14 protein-coding genes and 1 tRNA gene are annotated in these 17,441 nt (G+C 65.0%); 6 read left to right on the top strand and 9 right to left on the bottom strand.

Annotation, left to right across the window (positions count from 1 at the left end):
- Positions 1-644: 644 nt before the first annotated feature.
- The 5 genes from AOZ53_RS17775 to AOZ53_RS17760 are packed head-to-tail and all read left to right on the top strand — an operon-like array spanning position 645 to position 6,528.
- On the top strand, positions 645-1,061 hold the full coding sequence (locus AOZ53_RS17775; protein ID WP_006222318.1) for a hypothetical protein: 417 nt from the start codon (positions 645-647) through the stop codon (positions 1,059-1,061).
- Positions 1,042-3,132, top strand: coding sequence for a MobH family relaxase (gene mobH / locus AOZ53_RS33470; RefSeq protein WP_052017799.1), 2,091 nt, complete (start codon positions 1,042-1,044; stop codon positions 3,130-3,132). Before AOZ53_RS17775 ends, mobH begins: the two co-directional genes overlap by 20 nt.
- A gap of 2 nt (positions 3,133-3,134) precedes the next feature.
- Positions 3,135-5,246 carry a type IV conjugative transfer system coupling protein TraD gene (gene traD, locus AOZ53_RS17770; RefSeq protein WP_054485458.1) on the top strand — a complete coding sequence of 704 codons (2,112 nt, stop codon included), beginning with the start codon at positions 3,135-3,137 and terminating at the stop codon, positions 5,244-5,246.
- Positions 5,236-5,934, top strand: a complete 699-nt coding sequence (locus tag AOZ53_RS17765; RefSeq protein WP_006227466.1) for an IncC plasmid conjugative DNA transfer DtrJ family protein — start codon at positions 5,236-5,238, stop codon at positions 5,932-5,934. The genes traD and AOZ53_RS17765 overlap by 11 nt, the downstream gene beginning before the upstream one ends.
- A gap of 39 nt (positions 5,935-5,973) precedes the next feature.
- Positions 5,974-6,528 (top strand): hypothetical protein, encoded by a 555-nt coding sequence (locus AOZ53_RS17760; protein ID WP_006227465.1) that lies wholly within the window; start codon positions 5,974-5,976, stop codon positions 6,526-6,528.
- Here the strand turns inward: AOZ53_RS17760 and AOZ53_RS17755 are convergent.
- Positions 6,518-7,522, bottom strand: coding sequence for a tyrosine-type recombinase/integrase (locus tag AOZ53_RS17755; RefSeq protein WP_081247811.1), 1,005 nt, complete (start codon positions 7,520-7,522; stop codon positions 6,518-6,520). The genes AOZ53_RS17760 and AOZ53_RS17755 overlap by 11 nt on opposite strands.
- A 181-nt stretch (positions 7,523-7,703) precedes the next feature.
- Between AOZ53_RS17755 and AOZ53_RS17750 the strand changes: the two genes are divergently transcribed.
- Positions 7,704-7,817, top strand: a tRNA-Pro gene (locus AOZ53_RS17750).
- Positions 7,818-8,019: 202 nt separating this feature from the next.
- On the opposite strand, the gene AOZ53_RS17745 is transcribed toward AOZ53_RS17750, so the two are convergent.
- From AOZ53_RS17745 to AOZ53_RS17710, 8 genes are all read right to left on the bottom strand, one after another.
- Complete coding sequence (locus tag AOZ53_RS17745) at positions 8,020-8,838, bottom strand: phosphate/phosphite/phosphonate ABC transporter substrate-binding protein (protein ID WP_054429341.1); 819 nt, start codon at positions 8,836-8,838, stop codon at positions 8,020-8,022.
- A 10-nt stretch (positions 8,839-8,848) separates the two neighbouring features.
- Positions 8,849-9,853, bottom strand: coding sequence for an ornithine cyclodeaminase family protein (locus tag AOZ53_RS17740; RefSeq protein ID WP_054488774.1), 1,005 nt, complete (start codon positions 9,851-9,853; stop codon positions 8,849-8,851).
- A 14-nt stretch (positions 9,854-9,867) separates the two neighbouring features.
- Positions 9,868-10,851 carry a Bug family tripartite tricarboxylate transporter substrate binding protein gene (locus tag AOZ53_RS17735; protein ID WP_054429684.1) on the bottom strand — a complete coding sequence of 328 codons (984 nt, stop codon included), beginning with the start codon at positions 10,849-10,851 and terminating at the stop codon, positions 9,868-9,870.
- Positions 10,852-10,891: 40 nt separating this feature from the next.
- Positions 10,892-12,550, bottom strand: coding sequence for an HAL/PAL/TAL family ammonia-lyase (hutH, locus tag AOZ53_RS17730; RefSeq protein ID WP_054429343.1), 1,659 nt, complete (start codon positions 12,548-12,550; stop codon positions 10,892-10,894).
- Positions 12,551-12,806: 256 nt separating this feature from the next.
- The gene (locus AOZ53_RS17725; protein ID WP_082385673.1) at positions 12,807-13,637 is read right to left on the bottom strand and encodes a carbon-nitrogen hydrolase family protein; all 831 of its coding nucleotides are present in this window, start codon (positions 13,635-13,637) and stop codon (positions 12,807-12,809) included.
- 13 nt (positions 13,638-13,650) lie between these two features.
- Positions 13,651-14,514, bottom strand: a complete 864-nt coding sequence (locus AOZ53_RS17720) for a serine hydrolase (RefSeq protein ID WP_054429344.1) — start codon at positions 14,512-14,514, stop codon at positions 13,651-13,653.
- An 11-nt stretch (positions 14,515-14,525) separates the two neighbouring features.
- Positions 14,526-15,971, bottom strand: coding sequence for a gluconate:proton symporter (locus AOZ53_RS17715; RefSeq protein WP_054488772.1), 1,446 nt, complete (start codon positions 15,969-15,971; stop codon positions 14,526-14,528).
- Positions 15,972-16,199: 228 nt separating this feature from the next.
- Complete coding sequence (locus AOZ53_RS17710; protein ID WP_054488770.1) at positions 16,200-17,207, bottom strand: quinone oxidoreductase family protein; 1,008 nt, start codon at positions 17,205-17,207, stop codon at positions 16,200-16,202.
- Positions 17,208-17,441 lie beyond the last annotated feature (234 nt).

The following is a 17,441-nucleotide window of genomic DNA, read 5'->3' as shown; positions in this document are numbered from 1 at the left end:
CTGCGAGCCCAGCGGGTAAGCCAGCGGATCGGCAACGAGGGATGCCGACGGCTGAACTTTCGCCTCACATGCGAAATTTGGCACTTGGTGAATTAAAGAGAATCCAAACGTTACGGCGTGTCGGCGCTTGTTGTTGGCCTCAGTACGTGATATGCGCGCGCCGCTATTGGCCTGAAGACGACCCTCAAGAGGTCCCGACTGTGAAGGCAGACATAGCTGGTTTCAATAATTATTCGCGCAAATGTATCGTGAGTTGTGAGAAACGAAACTAAATGCCTCCAAGGGGAAGGGGCCTACCCAAAGGCCGGGCACTCAAATCTGTGCCCTCAAAAGGCGCAAATGCTTAAGGGGTAAGGGCCCTGCAAAGGGCTAAGGGAAGGGAAAGGGCGAAAGGAGGAACCGAAAGGCGCGGGTGTGGTGCCTCGTCGCTTGAGGTCAGACGAGCCGATCGGCATTTGTCAATATGTCGCACGCTGTTACGTTTCTGGCGGAGCAGGTTTCCGCATTGACCCTGGGGCGTGGTGGCGGCGAGGCTTGTCGCATTTTCTCTGCTGCCCACGCCCATGAACTACCTCCGGCATTCCTCCTCTCGCCCGACTTGGCCGCCCGGGGCAATGCCGCCGCCAGATAAGGCTAAAGCGGAAATGCACCGGGAGCTCAGTCGAGTGTGCAGTGGGCCGCAACGTGCCGTCGCCTTGATCTGGCTTGGCCGTTTTGACGGCTGGCAGACGGCAACCGGCGGGGAAGGCGGTGTCGAACTCTACGACATTGCTTGCCAGGAATTGAAGGGCCGCAGCGAACCGTTTAGCAGCCCTATCTCGTTTGTCGAGTGGCTGGTAGATCTGCCTTGTACGGGCTGGCGAGCGGCAACCATCGATTCAACCAGCCAGTGGGACCCGCTCGCCGAGCGCTTCACCGATTTCCAGGCTGCTTGCGGCAAGCTTGTTGTCGTATACGCCACGGATGTCGGAGCGGATACGTGGCGCAGCTATGTAAGGGGCTATCTGGCCGCTGCCTTGGTCCAGCTTGAGAACGCAGACCGTGTTGATCTTCCAGTCTGACATTGTGTTGCTCGCCTGCGCTGGGGCGGCAGCCTGCGCACTATGGTGGCTGAAAAATCCTCGGCCGTCAGCCGCAGACGTCGGGCCTCCTGACCGCAAGCCAACGCCGCGGGCAGCTCCCAGCGCGCGGCACTTGGAGGTGCTTCCCGCGCATCGACTGTTTGACGTAACCGGTACGGCGCCTCTACTGGAGCAGATCCGCCAGCGAATTGGATTCACGCCGGAGAACTTCGACGAGGACGTGCGCCCCTTGTTGGAAGCCTTTGCGGAGTTTGTCCAATTGCTCCCCGCGTCCGAATCGCATCACCACGCGCAACCTGGCGGTCTGCTGGTGCATTTACTTGAGGTCGCAGCGCATGCACTGCATTTCCGCGATGCATACAAACTGCCCATGGGCGTGGCGCCCGAGGAGCAGACGCGCCTCGCGGCTCGATACACATATGCCGTGCTCGTCGCGAGCCTGCTGCACGATATTGGAAAGCCGATAACCGACGTGTTGGTCCAGCTTCAAGACGCATCAGGACACTCCAAGCCTTGGGTGCCGCTGGGGGGAACGATGCGAGAGCAGGGAGGCGAATGGTACACGGTGGACTTTCCATCGCAGAAAGACTATCGCAAACACGAGCGGCTCGGCCTGCCTCTGTTGCGGACACTGGTCCCCGGCCAGGCGTTAGCGTGGATCGGGGAGCATCCTCCGCTCATGGATGAGCTCTTCGAGTACCTCGGAGGGGAGCAGCGTAAAGGGGTGATAGCGGAGCTCGTGGGCAGAGCGGACAAGCAGTCCGTGGCGACCAATCTAGCGAATGGCCCACGAACGCGTTTTGCGTCTGCTCGATCGGTTCCGTTGATCGAGCGCCTTATGGCGGGACTTCGGCGTGTACTGGCCGAAGGTGCGGTCTCCATGAATCGGGCTGGCGCAGTGGGCTTCTGTGATGGCGAATCGCTCTGGTGCGTTTCCGGATCCATTGCGAAGCTCGTCCGAGATCACCTGGCGCAAACCGAGCAGCGACGGCCAGGTGCGGCCGGCATTCCAGACGACAACTCGCGGCTGTTCGATATGTGGCAGGAATATGGCGCAGCGATGTCCAACGAGGCTGGTGCAGCTATTTGGACCGTACAGATCGCCATCGGTACTTGGAACCAACGCCTCACAGTTCTTAAATTCCCCCTGCCGTTGTTGTTCGAAGATGCGGCTTTGTATCCAGCAGCCTTGCCGGCTGGTGCAATTACCGTGGTTGATGCAAAGGCGAACGTAAGCAGTACAGGGCCGAAGGCGACCGCGGAGAGCGCCCCTATGCGTGAGCCAGATGCAGCGCCGGACGGACAGATCCCACCGGCCGCGCAACAATCGGAGGAGGGCTCCCGGAGTGACGAAGTGCTGGCAACTTCGATGGCGCCTGGTGCAGACCCCTGTCAAGAGGAGCATCTCGCAGTTTCCGCGAGTGAACCAATCGCGGTTGAGTTGGTGCAGGATGTTCAGCTTTCGGCTGCTGACGTCCCACTTGAGGTGGACGATGGCTACCTGGACGAGATCGACAGTGCTCTTCCAGACCTGGTGCAACCCGTTGACATTGAAGCACCCGAACTGATGAGTGCGCCAGTGGCTCCGCGCGTTAGGGCTGCGCCAGCTCCTGCGGCACTGCCGGCTATGCCCGCCCGTAAAGCAAACGTTGAGCGATTCATGGCTTGGATTCAGGCAGGGGTAAGCACGGGGTCTCTGCCTTACAACGAGGCGAATGCAGCAGTGCATTTCTGCGAGGAAGGCATGTTGCTGGTCTCCCCAAAGATCTTCAAGGACTACGCGGAAAATTTCGAGGCCAGGATTGACTTGCCAGCGCGTTCGGATGGCGGAACTGCCAAGGAACCGTGGCGTGTCCTGCAACAGCAATTTCAGAAATCCGAGTACGCGCAGAAGAGCGCCACCGGCTCGTTTCTGCATCGCTACAACGTAAGCGGACCCGGGGGAAAGCAGTTAACCGGCATCTTGGTACCAGGGCCCGAACGGTTCTTTCAACCTGTCCCATCGCCCAATCAATTGTTGAAGCCGGCTCCTGCCGGCGCGAGCTCCTGAGAATGGCACACCCATACGAAAATCTGTTCCGGCGACCATATGAAGCTGTCTCCTCAATCGCCGCGCTTGCGTCTGTCGGCGCTCTCTGGACTTTCCAAGGCCTATTCCTGGTCACTCCTGCAACAGGAGGGATGTTGAGCGCGGGGCTCCTATCGCTCGCGGCTATTAGGGCTCGACAGGCAAGGCGTCTTGTTCGCTTCCAGCGCAACCTGCGTCGTCTGCCGACATACTCGCTCGCGGCGGACGAGATCCCATGCTCGTCTACAGAGCTGTTCCTGGGGAAGGGCTTCTATTGGACGCAAGAGCATACGCAGCGCCTATACATCGCGCGCCTGCCTCAGTACAAACATCTGACTGCGAGAAATGAGCTGTATCAATGGGCCCGCCGGATGGAGCGCGAGCACCCCGGATGGCTCGCAAATCAGCTCAGACGAGACGTTTGGTGGAACCCGGCTAAACCACTACCTCCCGTCGGGGGAGACCCAGCCATTCATGGCGTTGAGCCAGATGAACGGGATATGTGGTCAAACCTTGGCGAGCGAGTTGGGCATACGCTGGTGCTGGGAACAACGCGCGTGGGAAAGACCAGGTTATGCGAGCTCCTGGTGACGCAGGACATCCGACGCGGCGACGTCGTCGTCGTCTTTGATCCAAAGGGTGACGTCGAACTGCTCCTTCGAATGTACGCGGAGGCATGTCGTGCCGGGCGAGAGAAGGACTTCCGCTTCTTCCACCTGGGGTATCCGGACGCGTCGTCGAGGTACTCACCCATTGCGACCTTCTCCCGTATTACCGAAGTGGCAACCCGGCTTGCCGGACAGTTGCCCTCAGAAGGGCAGGCGGCAGCATTCAGGGAGTTCGTGTGGCGCTACATCAACGTCATGGCGCGTGCCATGGTGGCCCTTGGAATGAAGCCTAGCTATGAAGTGATCTACCAGAATGCAGTCAACATCGATGACCTCTGCCTAAAGTACTTCGAGTACTGGCTTGACCGTGAACATATCGGCTGGCGTGATGAGATGTCGGAGCCCGACAAGCAGCTCCAGGCGCAGGCGCAGAAGACTGGTCGGGCGATGTATCCGTTGCAGATCCTCAAGCTAATTCGAGACAAGGGCTGGCACGATCAAATTGCGGACGGCCTAGCAAGCGTCTTGACGAATGATCGGTCGTACTTCGAGAAACTCGTGTCTTCGCTGTATCCGCTGCTGGAAAAGCTGACGACTGGCCCAGTGTCGAAGCTGCTATCTCCAGACTATTCGGATCCTACGGATCCGCGCACGGTGTTCGATTGGCAAAAGGTGATCGACACGGGGGGCATCGTATATGTCGGCTTGGACGCGCTGAGTGACTTCGAGGTCGCTGGCGCTGTCGGGAACTCGATGTTCGCTGATCTTACGTCGACGGCTGGGCGCCTCTACAAGTTTGGATCAGGTTACGGACAGACTGCACCAGGAAAGAAGCGAAACGTGTGCATCCACGCGGACGAGTTCAATGAGCTTGTCGGCGACGAGTTTATCCCCATGGTGAACAAGGCTGGCGGCGCCGGCTACCAGGTGACGGCATACACGCAGACGGGGTCGGACGTCGAATCCAGGATAGGCTCAAAAGCCAAGGCTGACCAAATTTTTGGAAACTTCAACACTCTGGTGATGATGCGGGTGAAAAATCTGGCCACGGCCGAAATTCTCACAGATCAATTGCCTAAGGTGCAGGTTTACACGCGTCAGTTGGACTCGGCGACCGGCGACGGAACAGATGATGGCGTAACCGATTTCACTTCGCGAACGCAGGACAAGTACTCGCCGCGGGAAGTCGCGTTGGTCGATCCGTCGGACCTGGTGCAGTTGCCGAAAGGCCAAGCCTTTGCCCTTATCGAAGGGGGGCAGTTGGTGAAGCTGCGCTTGCCATTGGCGAGCAAAGATGCAGATCCGCTCATGCCGGCCGGTTTGGTGGACGTAGTGAAGAGCATGCGGTCGACCTACCAGGCGTATACGGACGCCGCAGACGCTGGCCGAGTCGCAGGCATACAGGATTTTGAGGGCAGATCCTCGCACGGTCCTGAAGGCGCCGCCGTATCGAGTGTGACCGTGGAGGGGACAGGAAGTGGCTTCTAAAGAAAGACCCGCGGGAGAGGATGCCGTACGTGCATTCTTTTGGCCGATTCATGCTGCCCTTCACCTTGCGGTGTGGCTTGTCATCGTCATGTTCCTCTCAGTCGTGGCATCCCTTGCGGTTGCGGTAGGTCTGCAGAGCGAGCAGGCGCCGTCAAGGTACATGGGCGATCTGGTCGAGTACTACCTTGATCAAGCACCAAATAAGCAGGTTGCGAACGACGTGGCCGGGGTCTCGCGTGCGCTTGTGTTCGGTTGGCCGGGTGTGGCCACCGCCTTGTCCAGTGAGGCGAACCCTGCGGCTCCAAGCCTGTTGGGAGGGGCTCTGCAAAGATCTACGCGTGGGCAGGGGCGAGAACTCATATTGGTGACTATGCATGCCGTGGAGTTGTTGGGCGTGCGACTCATGCTGCTCTTTAGTGCGTTGCCAGCCCTCGCTCTGCTTCTTGCTGTCGCGCTAATTGATGGCCTTGTTGCACGCTACGTCCGGCGCGAATGCGGTGGCCATGAATCAGCAACGCGTCATACGCGCGCCAAGCGTCTGCTCAATCGCGGCATCGTTCCAATGGTGGCTGTCGTATGGCTAATCGTGCCCGCGCCAATGTCTCTGGCCATGTTCTTCTTTCCCGTAGCTGTCGGAGGAGCGGGTCTCGTGTGGGTCATGGCCAAGTACTTCAAGAAATATTTGTAAGACAAAAAATGCACGCCTCGTGGCGGTCAGGATGAACGAATGAAAGAGATTATGCGCGTTGCCGTGGGTCAGGTGTTTTTGTGCTTGGAGGGCCAGCCAGGTGGGCGTTTCGTGGACCTTCGCATTCGCGAGAAGAGAGAGAGCGGTCGGCCCGGCCGGACCATGGCGTTGGGGAATCAGCACCGATCGGGGCTATTCGCGATCGCGATGGGCCTGCTTGCTGTGGGCAGCTCGCTGACGCCTGAGGAAGCATTCGATCAAAGCAAAACTATCGGCGCTGTTCGAAAGCGGCCCGATCGTATTCCTCTACGCAAGCACGAATGGGAGCAGTTGGATAGGATTCTATCGGCCGATGCCGATGAAGCACGGCGGACCATCCAAGTCGCGAACGCGATGCATCGCAAGCTCCAGCGCCGAATGCACATTGTGCAGCGCTGCGTGCAACTGATGGAAGTGCTGGACGACCAGGATGCGCAGCAGATTGACCTACTGCTCACGCTTGCAGCCACTGGCCGTCCGTTGCCGTTTTCGATTCATGTGGGGCTGGCGCCAAGTCCCGAGAATGAAGAGCTTCGCGGCGGCGTTACGCATTGACGATGGGCCCGCTGCTCCGATGCCAGGCCTCTTCAAGTCGACGCATGGCATCGTAGACCTGGTTCGGTGCCAGGTGTGCATATCGCTCGGTCATCTCGATCGAGGAGTGGCCAAGGAGGTCTCGAACGACCAGCAGCGGCACGCCAGCCATAACCAACCAAGAGGCGCAAGTGTGCCGAAGGTCGTGGATCCTGAAGTCGTCGATGTTGGCTTTGGTGCAGAGGGATCGGAAGCCCTTCTGAATGGTGCTCAGGGGCTTCGTGTGGTCCCGCGGAGAGGGGAAGACCCAAGGCGACGTGGGGCAGTGCTCCGCGCGCCACGCGGCCATTTTATTGAGAGCCTCAAGCGCCGGCGCGTTCAACGGGATGATCCGATGCTTTTTGGTCTTGGTATCCTCGCTTTCAAGCGTTATGAGACCTTCCTCGGTCCTAACGCGTTGCAGGCGGAGTTTAAGCAATTCGTTTCGGCGGCACCCGGTGTGCAATGCCAACTGGATAAACGACGGAAGGTGTGGTCGCACTGCCATGGCCTCGGCTACCGAGATCATTCGCTGGGCTTCACCCCTCGTTATCCAGCGTGTCCTACCTTCTGGAACTGGCAGAGACATGCCCACCAGAGCGTTGGGCAGGTTGAGCTCGTGTAGGAAGTTGTACCAGTTGATCGCGGCGCTGAGGTCATCCAGCTCGCGGTTGATGGTCGCCGGGCTTACCCCAGCGGCTTGGCGGAGCGTGATGTAGCGTTGGACGGTCGCACGGCGCAGACTGCGAAGTGCGCGGCCCTTGAAGAAGCGGTCAAGCTGCAGCCGGCTATACCTGAATCTCTCCGTGTCCTTGCCCGAGGCCTGGTAGGCCTGCATCACGGTCTCGTATGTCGGATTCTCGTCGACGCCACTGTCGTCATCGGTGTGTCCAGTTTCACTCACGCCATCGATCGGCGGACGGGCGGACGCTGGGAGGGCGGAGGGGTATGGAGCTGTTGCGAGAGTATGGTCCATGTCAGTGGCCGGCCGTTACGCCCAGGAAGCGTTAAGGGAGGGGGTCACGTACGACCGACATTCGCAAATATCTGGCAAATGATGATAACATATTGACATGAATCGACTTTTTCGCATATTTGCGGGACCGTTTGACCGTAAGCGCTTAGAGCGCTTGCGGGACTTCGTCCTGGAATCGGGCCAGGGCGGAGCCGAAGACGTATCGATTCAAAAGTTCGGCGATCTTGTTCGGGCCTCGAAGACCACTGCGTTCGGGACGCAGGAGTCGGAGGTTCGAATCCTCTCGCCCCGACCACTTATCTGTGGTCGAATTCTTGGTGGTGTTCCCGACACCATCAGCAATAGCCGGATCCGCGAAAGCGGCGCCGGCTTTTTTGCGTCTGGGGCCCGTAATCGGGGGAAGCGGCGCGGGATCGTGCGCGGCAGGGGCGTGCGGTCGGCATGGCCGGCGAATACGTTGCCAGCCAATACGTCGCCGGCCTGTACACGCCGCCGGGTCAGCGGATCACCGCGTAGCCGGCCGTCTCGGCCGCCTGTGCCATGCCGTCCAGCACCGTGTACGCGGCCGGGTCGGGCCGGGTGAAACGCGCCACGTGGGCGGCGCGCAGCAGCGGCTTGTGCGCCGGATCCTCATGCATGGCCAGTAGTGCGTCCGAGAGGGCCTGCGCGGCGGCCGGATCCACGTCGGGGCCCGCCACCAGCAAGGGGTTCGGGGTCCAGGGCGTGTACGCCAGCGTGCGCAGCCCGGCCAGCGCGGCCGGATCATGCTCGCGCAGCAGATCCAGATACCAGGCGTCCGCGGCGGTCAGGTCGATCTCGCCGTCGGCCAGGGCGCGCAGCAGGCCGCGCGGGTTGCCGTAAGGCCCCTTGGAGGCCGCGAACAGGGCGCCGCCGGGCGGGGCAACCTTGGCGAGCGCCGCGCGCGGCGCGTTCCAGCCGGATTGCGAGTCCTGCACCATCCAGCCATAGCGGCTGCCGGCCGCGTCGGCCAGCGACGACCACGTGCAGTCGGCGCGAACCAGGAATTCGCTGCGATAGCGTGGCAGGCCCTCGTAGGCCGGCCAGTCGGGCACTACCGCGGCCATGGCGCCGAATGCCCTGCCGGCCTTCAGCGCCCTCACGTAGGGCCAGCCGCACATGAAGACGCCGCACAGGCCGGGCCGTTCCCAAAGCTCGCCGATCGGCGCCGGCCAGCCATGTTCGACGAATCGCACGCGCAGCCCGGCGCGATCATGCGCGGCCCGCAGCAGCGCATGCCAGGCGGCCCGCGCCGCGGGCGCGACGTCGTACATGCGCGTCGAAGTCATGAATTCCATGGCCGGCTTCCTACGCGAACTTGAGGGTCTGGCCGAGGCCCATCTTGCGGGCTTTCTCCAGCATGGCGTGGCCGAGCGCGATGTCGGTGGTGGACAGGCCGCGGTGCCAGAACAGGATGGTCTCGTCATCGCGCTCGCGGCCCGGCTTCAGGCCGGCGACGATCTGGCCCAGTTCGGCGTGCAGGTTTTCCTCGGTAATGCGGTCGCTGTCGACGTGGGCGCGCAATGCGCCGTAGGGCAGACCCTTGCGGCATTGGCCCCAGTCATCGACCACCACTTTGCTCATGATGTCGGTCAGGCTCAGTTCCACCGCGCTCATGGTGCCATAGGGCATGACCAGGGCGCCGGGCTTGATCCATTCGGTCTTGAGCAGCGGCGTGGGCTGGGGCAGGCGCGAGGCCTCCACCACGATGTCGGCGCCGCGCACGCAGGATTCCCAGTCGTTGACGACCTTCACGGGCTTGCCCAGGTCGCGCGACAGGCGTTCGCCGAAGGCCTGCTGGCTTTCGGGGCGGCGCGAATGCACGCGGATCTCGTCGAAGTCGTAGAGGCTGTCGAGCAGGCGCACATTCCAGTACGAGGTGCCGCGCGAGCCGATATGGCCCAGGACCTTGCTGTCCTTGCGGGCCAGGTACTTGGCGCCCAGCGCGGTGACCGCGCCGGTGCGCATGTCGGTAATGGCGGTCGCGTCCACCACCGCCAGCGGCTTGCCGTTGACCGGATCGAACAGGTTTAGCAAGGCCATCTCGGAAGGCAGGTCGACCTTGTAGTTGTCGACGAAGTCGCTGACGACCTTCACGCCGGCCACATGCAGCGGCGCGATATAGCCGCGCAGCACGTTGAAATGCCCCTTGTCGGAGGATTCCGGCACCAGATGCATGCGCGGCTCGATGACGGTCTGGCCGCGTCCCTGGGCGTCCAGCGCGCTTTGCACGGCGGCCAGGATTTCGGCGTCGGTCAGGCCCAGCGCGCGCACGTCAGGGCCGTTCAGATAGGTGATGTCGATGGATTGCATGTTGTCTCCCTTGTTTATTGAATTGGCTGGATGCCGGCCTGCTTGACGATGGCCGCCCATTTGTCGGTTTCCTGCTTGATCGCCTGGCCGAAGTCGGCGCGGTTGGATCCGGCCGGATCCACGCCCAGGCCGGCGAACTTCTGGCGCACGGATTCCTTCTGCAGCACGGCGGCGATATCGGCCTGCAACTGATCGAGGATGTCGGGCGGCACCTTGGCCGGCGCGACGATGCCGTACCAGGAGGTCACGTCAAAGCCCGGGTAGCCGCTCTCGGCCACGGTGGGCACGTCCTTCAGTTGCGGCAGGCGCTGCGGGCCAGCCACGGCCAGCGCGCGCAGCTTGCCGGACTGGATGTGCGGCAATACGGTGGATACGCCGGCGAACATCATGTCGACGTTGCCCGCCACCACGTCGTTGACCGCCGCGGCCATGGCGTTGTACGGGATATGGCGCGTGACGATGCCGGCCGACTGGTTGAGCAATTCACCCGCTAGGTGGGCGCCGCTGCCAGGTCCGGGGGAGGAGTAATTGAGCTTGTCCGGATGCTGGCGGGCGTAGGCCACCAGTTCGGTGAAGGTCTTGGCGGGCACGCGCGCGTTGACCACCAGCACGTTGGGCGAGGTGGCCAGCATGGTCACCGGCGCGAAGTCCCTGGCCGTGTCGAAGGGCAGCTTGGTGTAGAGCAACGGGTTGACCGTCAGATTGCCCGCCGGCGCCAGGGCCAGCGTGTAGCCGTCCGGATTGGCGCGCGCGACATAGTCCATGCCGATATTGCCGGACGCGCCGACTTTGTTCTCGATGATGACCGGCACGCCCCATTTGCTGTTGAGTTCCTGGCCGACGATGCGCGGCAGCGCGTCGGCGATGCCGCCGGCGCCGAACGGGACGACGATGGTGACAGGGCGGGCGGGATACTTGCCGTCGGCCGCGCCGGCGGGCGCGGACAAGGCAGTGGCGAGAAGGGTGCTACTCAGGCACAGCGCGACATACTTGTTCATGGTCATTCCCCTTGTTGCAGATCTGGCTGCGGCGCGGCGCCTACGGTGTGACGGCGCGCTCTTCATCAAGAAACCGTTCGGCGCGCGCAATGTCGTCGGCCAGTCTCCTGTCTTGTGAAAGAAACGGTACTTCCTGGCGGAATGCGGCCAGCACGGCGCCGGTTCCCTTGCCCACCGGGCGCTGTCCATCGGCGCGCGTGCGCAGGTCCACCGCCTGCGCGGCGTGGATCAGTTCGATGCCCAGCAACGTGCGCAGGCGCACGGCCTGTTGGCCCAGGCGCTGCGCGGCCAGCGGCCCGTTGGTGGCCACGTCCTCGATGTTGCCGGCGACCGCCAGCGCATCGGACGAGACGGGATGCGACAGCGCGCGGATCTCGGTGGCCAGCAACGAGACGGGCTTCTGGATGGTGGTGTAGGCCAGCGTGGTGTCGTTGGGCGACAGGAAGCGCGGCAGCCTGGTGAAGGCGGGATCGCCCATGCGCAGCACGCGTTGCGCCGAGGACTGCGCCACCTGTGACAGCGCGATCCCGACCGATTGCAGGGGCACCACCCAGGCCGTGGGATCGAACCCGGCGCTGGGCACCACGGCGCCGCGCTGTGGGCCCTGGGTCACGTAGTAACGGGCTTCCTGGGCAGAAACGCCGGGCGGCGGCGCCGCGTCCAGGATCACGGTCGGGTTGTCGTCGGAACTGTTGATCTGCACCCGCAACTGGACATCCAGCTGCCGCAGGGCTTCGCGCGCCGCGCCGTGCACCTGGCTCACGGTGCGAAAGCTCAGCGGGTCCTGCAGCGAGCGCTGCTCGTCTGCCTGCCACAACGCGCTGCCGTCGAGCAGGGACAGGATGCGTTGGGCCACCTGTTGCTGGGCCGGATAGGGCCGCTGCGCCTGGGTGATGGCCAGCAGGGGCGCGATATTGCCGTTCAAGCCCTCGAGTGACAGGGCCGCGACTTCATCCGCGCGGTCGAGCATGCGCCCGGCTTCGTCCGCGGCCAGGATGGCCAGCGCGGCGCCGTAGGCATTGGAGCTGAGCAGGGACAGCGAGTCCTTGGCGTAGGGCTTGACCGGCGCCAGGCCGACGCGGCGCATCGCGTCGGTCGCGGGCATGGCTTTGCCGTCCAGCTCGATCATGCCTTCGCCCATCATGGCCAGGCCGATCTGCGGCAGGATGGTGATGTCGGCCTGGCCGACCGACCCCTGCCCGAGCACGACGGGCGTCAGGCCCTTGTTGAGGAAGTCGACGTATTGGCGCACCAGGGGCGGGCTCATGCCGGTGCCGCCGAACAGCGCGGTATTCAGCCGGATCAACATGGCGGCGCGCACGGTTTCGGTCTTCGCCGGCTCGCCGTAGGCGACGGTGTGCGACAGCAGCATGCGGTGATTGAAGGCGGCTGACGCTGCCCGGGCCTCGTCGGACAGCGTGTCGCCCGAGAAAATCGTCTGGTCCTTGTTCTGGCCGACGCCGCGGTTCAGCCCGTAGACGGGCTGCCCCAGGCGGCCATATGCCAGCAGCAGGTCGTGCGAGCGGGTCACGCGCTGCCAGGAGGCGTCGGTGGGCGCCACCGCCTGGCCGCGCCGGGCCACCGCGATCACGTCCGACGGGGTGAGCGACCCGCCGTCCAGCGCCAGGGAGCTTTGCTTGTCCGCGACGCGCGCTTGCGCCTCGGGCGGCGCAGCGGCCGCGGTGGGCGTCGCGGGCAAGGTTGCCGCCAGGGCCAGCAGCAGCGGTCCCGCGAGCCTGCGCGAGACCGCGCTCAGCTTTCGTCGGAAGCCCCTGATGGAGCGCGGCCCGGCAAGGGCACGGGAAAACGATGGCGTAGCGCACTGCGTTGCATTCATGGACACGTTCCAGAAAGTGCAATGTCGGAGGGAGTCTTTTGTACTTGCCTATACAAGTACAGTCAACCGTGTTTTCCCGACATGGCACCCGCTGGCGCGTGTCCCGGTGGCGCGAAGGTCAGCCCGTCATGGCGCTGCCGTCATAGAGATCCGTGCGGCGATGCTCCCAGGCCGGCAGGCCGGCGCGCAGGGTAGCCACCCGTTCCGGGTCGAGGTCGGCCGTGATGTGGCCGGTGCGGTCCGGCATGCAGGCCAGCACGGTGCCCCAGGGGTCGATGATCATGCTGCGCCCCAGGCAGGGCAGGCCCGGGCCGTCGCCGCCGATCTGCGCGGCGGCGATCACGTAGCACTGGTTTTCGATGGCGCGGGCTCGCAGCAGGGTTTCCCAATGGTCGCGCCCGGTGTGCAGGTTGAACGCCGCGGGCACCACCAGCACGTTGGCGCCGCGTCCGCGCAGCGCGCGGTAGAGCTCGGCGAAGCGCAGGTCGTAGCAGATGCTCAGGCCCAGCGTCAGGCCGGCGGCCTCGACCGTCTGCAGATGGGCGCCCGGCGCGAAGTCGGCGGATTCGCGGTAGGGCGTGCCGTCGACCACCGCGTCATACAGGTGGACCTTGCGGTAGGCGGCGGCGATGCTGCCGTCCGGGGCGAAGGTGACGCCGGTGTTGCCGAGCCGCTCCTGGCCCGCCAGCCGTTCATGCATCGAACCCAGGTGGATCCAGCAGGCGTGGCGTTGCGCCAGCGCGGCCAGGCGCGCGGTGACCTCGCCGGGAATCGGGCTGGCGGCGGCCCGCAGCGTGGATGGGGCGCCGCGCACGTCGCTGTATTCGGGCGTGACGATCAACCTGGCGCCGTCGTTGGCCGCGGCCGTGATCGCGTGTTCCAGCGCCGCCAGGTTGGCGTCGCGGTCGCCGCGGCTGTCGAGCTGGATGGCTGCGACTCGGATGGACATGGGGGTTTCCTTGTCAGTGTTCCCGCGCCTGGGCCTGCAGCCCCAGCGCGACGGCGCGCGCGATCTGGCCCAGCAGCGCGGCGCCTTCGCCGCCCTGGAGCGTGTGCGCGGTCTGCCAATCGGTGAAACCGTCGGCTAGCACCGCCAGCACCACGCTGCGGTCGGCCACGGTGAGGATGCCGGCATCGTGGCGCAGGCCCGGCAACTGGCCGGCCTTGCTGGCCAGATGGGCCGGCGCGGGCAGCGCGGCGCCGAAGTGGGCGCGTTCGCGCTGGTCGGCCAGCAGGTCGAGCGCGAAGGTCCGCAGGGGCGCGGGCAGCATGCCGTCGCGCAGCAGCCAGCAGAGCGCGGCCGTGGCGTCGTCGGCGCTGGTGAAGTTGTCGCGGCCGGCCTCGCGCGCGGCGGCGTCCATCATGCGGCGCTGCAGGCGGCTCGCCGGCAGTCCGGCGCGCTGGCTCCATTGGTTGATCTCGTCGAACCCCAGCAGCTCGATCAGCGCGTTGGTGGCGACGTTGTCGCTGAGCACGATCATCAGCCGCGCCAGTTCGGCCAGCGACAGGATGGTGACGCTGGGCAACTGGGCCAGGATGCCGGTGCCGCCGGCGCGGTCGGCGCAGGCGGGCAGCACCAGCGGCTGGCCAAGCGTGTAGCGGCCGCCGGCCACGGCTTCGAGCAGCGCCAGCAGGATGGGGATCTTGATGATGCTGGCCGACGGTTGCGCGCGGTCGGCCTGGCGCGCCAGCACGACGCCGCCATCCAGGTCGCGCAGGCTCAGCGAGACCCGCGCGGGCGTGGCCGCCAGCAGGGGCGCCAGCGCCGCGTCGACGTGCTGGCGCAAGGCATGGTGGTCCAGCGGCTGCGATCCCAATGGGAACATGGTCGATCTCCTCAGACCAGGAAGAAGAACAGGGACGAGAACAGGCAGAGGTTCACCAGGATCACCGCCCATCCGTTGTAGAGCATGTATTTGAGCTCACCCGAGCGCGCCAGGCCCATCTGGCCGAACATGTCCGAGGTGGGGAACGGGCCGAACCAGTCGATCTGCGAGCTGCCGAGGATGACCGCGGTGGTGGCGGCGGGGCCGACGCCGGCGGCCGCCAGCAGCGGGCCGAAGATCTTCGCGGTGAAGGTCATCTGCGCGACCGCGGCGCCGGGGATGTGGCCGATCACGTTGAACCACAGCACGATGACGCACAGCATGGCGCCGCTGATGCCGGCCAGGTGCGGCTTCGCCAGCTCCAGCACGGCGTGGTAGGCGTTGAGCTGGTCCACCAGCACCAGCACCGGATTGAACAGCCAGAACAGGAAGAAGATCCAGATCAGCTTGCCGGCGCCCGCGTACATCGCCTGCAGGATCGCGCGCGGACCCATGCCGCCGGCCAGTCCGGTGGTGGTGGCCAGCGCCACCATGACGATGATGGCGAAGGCATAACCCGCCTTGGCGAGCACGCCGACGATCGCCAGGAGAACGATGGTCAGGCAGAACGCCCACGCCGCCCGCACGGCGCTGCGCGAGGGGGCCGCATCGAGGTCGAAGGCGGCCGCGCCGGCGCCGGCTTCGTCGTATTGGTGGCTGGCTTCGGTCTTTTTCTGGATGCGGCCCGACATGAACCAGCCGGCCAGCAGCGTCGCCACGGCCATCGGGATGCCCGCCACCATCAGGTACTGCGGATAGCTCAGTCCGGTCAGGCCGGTCACCGTGACCACGTTGGGCGTGAAGGGGCCCAGCACCAGTCCGGCGGAGCCCGCGGTCTGGAACAGGGCGGCCACCGTGGGCGGCGACAGGCGCACGGCGGCGGCGATCGGGATGACCACCGCGGCGATGATGGCGTTGCCGCCGGCCAGGGTGCCCAGGGCGCCGCAGATCAGGGTCGAGGTCACCATGATGCCCAGGCGCACGCGCACCTGGTTCGACAGGCCGATGCGGCGCACGATGGCGCGCACCATCTGTTCCGCGGCGCCGGTGCGCGCGGCGACTTCGCCCACGCCGGCGCCCAGCACGATGATCAGGCCGACCACCGCGATGAACGAGCCGAGCGAGTCGGCCAGCAGCTTGCCCATGGCGATGGGCGTGGTGCCGGTCATGATGGCGCCGAGCACGATGGCGGCGATGGTGGACAGCACGATGTCCACGCCCAGCAGCGCGATGATGGCGAACACCAGCACGGGCGTCAGGCCCCACAGGCTGGTCTGGCCGGGCAGGGTGAAATGGGTGTATAGCGCGATCGCCAGGCCCACCAGGAATACCGCGATGGCGGCATTGCGCCGGCGCGGGTGCAGCGAGCCGCCGGCGGGCGGGCGTGGCGCCGCCGCCGTCTGTGCCAATGAAGTCATGTCTTCTCCGTCCCTATCGATTTGTGGCCAGGCCGTGACGCGCTGCGCATCCGGCGGTGTCGGCCTATTGTTGTGATCCCGTCCTGCGGTGCGGCAGGCGTGGATGCCCAGCGGTCCCATGCCCAGGTCGCCAGGCCGCATCGGGCGGCCCGGCGCTGGACGGTGAGAGTGTGGGCGCGACGGGCGACAGGTTCAAATGAGTGGTGCGGGTGTGACCATAACCAAAGGTTATGTGTGATGCGCGGCCCCGACGCGCATCACGGACTTGCCGATCTGTTCGCGCGCCTCGAGCCGGGCATGGATCCGTTGCACGTCTTCCATCTCGTAGCGGCCTTCGATGGCGATATCGAGCGACCCTTCGAGCAGCGCGCCGAATACCGCGTCGGCGCGGCGCTGCACCGTGGCGCCGTCGCGCATGTGGTCGGCCAGGCGCGGCCGCGTCAGGAACAGCGAGCCGGCCTCGCCCAGTTCGATCGGGTCCAGGTCGGTGACCGAGCCGGAGACGTTGCCGTAGTTGATGACGAGTCCGCGCGTGCGGCAGGCGCGCAAGCTGTCGCGCAGGGTGGTCTTGCCGACCGCGTCGAACACCACGTCCACGCCCGCGCCGCCGGTGGCCTCGCGGATGCGGTCGGCGAAGCGGCCATCGTCGTAGGGCAGGGCGTGATGCGCGCCGTGCGCGAGGGCGACGGCGCATTTCTGCGCGCTGCTGGCGGTGGCGAAGATGGTGGCGCCGCGCCGCGCGGCCATCTGCACCAGCAACTGGCCGATGCTGCCCGAGGCCGCGTGGATCAGGCAGGTGCTGCCGGGGCCGAGCCGGGCGATGTCTTCGACCAGGTAGTGCGCGGTGGCGCCCTGGAAGATCGCGGCGGCGGCCAGGTCGAACGGGATGGCGTCGGGGATCTTCGCGACCTTGGCCGCCGGCACGCTGGCGTACTCGGCATAGCTGCCCCAGGCGATGCACCAGGCGACGCGGTCGCCCGGCGCCAGGTGCGTGACGTCGGCGCCGACCGCGACGATGTCGCCGGCGCCTTCCATGCCGAGGGTGCAGGGCAGGCGCACGGGGTAGGTGGCGGAGGCCGCGTACTTGCCCTGGCGGGTGTGCACGTCCATGAAGTTGATGCCGGCGTAGGCGACCCGCACCACCACGTGGCCGGGGGCGGCGGCGGGCATGGGATGGTCCGTGCGTAGCTGCAGGACCTCGGGGCCGCCGTAGCGTTCTATCAGGATGGCTTTCACTGCGAAGGATTCCTTGTGGGGAGGGGCGCGTGGTCGCGCCGATCAGTGCCAGCCATCGTAGAAGGCGTGAATCGGTCTGGGAATTCCCCAGGAATTCACGGGGTCCGTGCGGAAATGATCGGAACGGGCGAGGGCCAGGCGCGCCAGCCGGGGGCGCCGGATCGGACGCGGCCTTGGCCTGAAAAGCAGGATCGAGTCGCGCTCCTGTCTGGGCTATCCTGCGGCAGGGGGCAC

Source organism: Achromobacter sp. 2789STDY5608621 (assembly GCF_001299375.1).
GTDB classification, from domain to species: Bacteria; Pseudomonadota; Gammaproteobacteria; order Burkholderiales; family Burkholderiaceae_B; genus Achromobacter; species Achromobacter insuavis.
Note: the sequence above shows the minus strand (reverse complement) of the source record. Positions and strands in the feature narration are given on the sequence as shown.